This window comes from Streptococcus suis (genome assembly GCF_002960445.1).
Classification (GTDB): Bacteria; Bacillota; Bacilli; order Lactobacillales; family Streptococcaceae; genus Streptococcus; species Streptococcus hyiners.
On sequence record NZ_POJD01000388.1, the window covers coordinates 1 to 2,479 of the forward strand.

At 35.0% G+C, this 2,479-nt stretch carries 2 protein-coding genes; both read right to left on the reverse strand.

Annotated features, from left to right (window positions below):
* Positions 1–202 precede the first annotated feature (202 nt).
* Complete coding sequence (locus C1G53_RS12200) at positions 203–1,033, reverse strand: replication initiation protein (protein ID WP_238138849.1); 831 nt, start codon at positions 1,031–1,033, stop codon at positions 203–205.
* Positions 1,034–1,401: 368 nt separating this feature from the next.
* Positions 1,402–1,893, reverse strand: coding sequence for a hypothetical protein (locus tag C1G53_RS12205; RefSeq protein WP_230243451.1), 492 nt, complete (start codon positions 1,891–1,893; stop codon positions 1,402–1,404).
* Between the last annotated feature and the right edge of the window lie 586 nt (positions 1,894–2,479).

Here is a 2,479-nt window from a genome sequence, read left to right on the forward strand (position 1 = left end):
CACATCCTGCTGAAATTGCTTTCCTTTAAAATGATTCATCGTCATTCCTCCTGCTATCTTTTTCTATTATTCTACCTTATTTGATAGTAGATTTAAAACTTTGCAACAGAACCCCTTTTACCATGACTTCTTCCTTTGCATGTAGAGCAATAATCTGTTTTTCAGTTAGTTTTTTACCACCTACCCAAGATATCTTTCCTCCTCAATCTTCAGACATGCTACGTCTTAATTCTTCAAGTTTAGCCTGTTCTTCCGCTGTAGCACTATGCTTGTATTCTTTTTCTACCCAATCTGGTACATTTGATGTGCTATTTTTAGACTTGTAGAAGTCATTTTTCTTGTATTTATCCTCTTCCCACTCACCTGTTTTTTCTGGTTTCCATGTAAATTCATAACCTAAAACAGGGTTACCACGTTTATTTGACTTGATTGTCTTTATTTTTAAGTCTTTAAAATACGGAGAAAGCTGCTTAAGGGTTGGATTTAATATTAATCTATTTATTTCACTTGGACGATAGCTTGTTGGAGTATCCAGAATTTCTTTGAATTCATTAATTTCAAATTCTTTTTTTCCCACTGTTCGCCACTGTTTAAGTAATCTATACAAAGTTTTAGCATAAGTCGAACGAATATTGGTAAACTCTTCAAGTTCATACTGAGTAAAATTTGTCAGTAATTTATTGACAACATACTCAAATTTCGAAGATACTTCAACTTCTATTGTTTTACTGATAATATCTGCTTCAAAATAAGCAAATAAATTCATGATTAAAATTCGTTTTTCTGTTCTTTCATAATATTTCAAATTAGCTACTTTATTTGCGACACCATCGATAACCTCTTCCCAACGTTGCTGATGTCTGTCAGCAAAATTACTTAATTCCTTTAAATCATCAGAATTAAAGGTAACTGAACGTGTTCCCTTATCTCTAACTTTTGCTATTACAGAAAAGAAAAAATTCATTTCCTCTGCTGTCCATTTTCGCATTTTTAAACCATTTAAATCATTATTGTATCGGACTATTTCATTCATATGGGAACCTCTATTATTTTTTGTCTTTATAATAACAGAAAACATTTAAAAAGACAATTTATTTTTTTGTACCCTAAGTTGTGGCATTTTGTACCCTAAGTTGTGGCATTTTGTACCCTAAGTTGTGGCATTTTGTACCCTAAGTTGTGGCATTTTGTACCCCATAAAACGTGAAAACCCTTGGGGCTCTAAGGCTCATGAGTTGCCTAAATATAATATAAATATAATATAAATATATATAAACACTCAGATTTTGATTTTTTCTGCGAAAAAAATCGTCAATCTGCGAGTTATTTTTTCCATTTTTTAGTTTTCTTTAAATTTCTAGCGTTACAAAAACATCGGGTTTTAACAAAGAGCACAAAAACTTACAAATACGTCTGCAAAACGTCTAAACGATTGTGTCCGACTGCTCGCATAACGTCGGCAGCTGCCAAGGCGTAGCCTTCAAAAGTGGCTACTTTGATAACGTCGAACGGTTGAACCGCTGAAATCATCCGCTCTCCGTGCTTGTAATCGACCTTAAAGAGTTCTAACCGCCCATTTTCCAGTTCTCGAAAGCGAATACGGCTATATCCTACCCGTTTTTGGTCTGGAGTTATCTTTCCTTGTGACTTTTCATAGTGTTTTTGACGTTCTTTAAGCATCCGTTCAACGTATTCATTGCGATTAATATGCAAGGGAACGTTACTTTTGTTGGTCTGAAAGAGCCGTTCTTTTGATTTGAGACTTGATTTTAAAAGCCGAGCCCGCTCTTCAGCGGGTTTTTGAAAGTAATTTTTGGGGTAAGTTCGGCTCTGTACCCCGTATCTTGCCCACATTTGCCCCTTAAAAGCCTCAAAAATTAGTCTGCGATACAAGAGAACACCTTGTGGTGGCTCTCCTTGGCTCAAAATAGGGGGCGGGGGTCATTTTAAAACGTCTCGAATATAATTATACCCCCAACAATTAAAACGGCGCTACGGGCTTTTTAGGGGCTAATAAGGACGTGCTAGAAAAATCAAAAAGGGAAAATCACACACGGAAGAGGGCAGCGTTGTTCATTTACTTCGCTGCCATGTTGTCTTGAATGGCTCTAAAACTTGAAATTCCACTATTTTCCAATAAAAATCATTCGCTACCACGTTGTCTTGAATGGCTCTAAAATCGTGTTACGGGCGTTTTAAAGGATATAAAAAAGCGCTCTATTTAAGCACTTTTAAAGTGTATTAATCTAGTAAATCATCATAACCTAAAGACTTGTAAATAAAATCAGTTTCCCTTCTGTTTTTTGTGTGTTTCTACTTCCGCTAATACTAATTTCCAGAAATAGAAATATTTTAGCTAGCTAGTGGGTTCTGTTGCAAAGTTTTAAATCTACTATCAAATAAGGTAGAATAATAGAAAAAGATAGCAGGAGGAATGACGATGAATCATTTTAAAGGAAAGCAATTTCAGCAGGATATA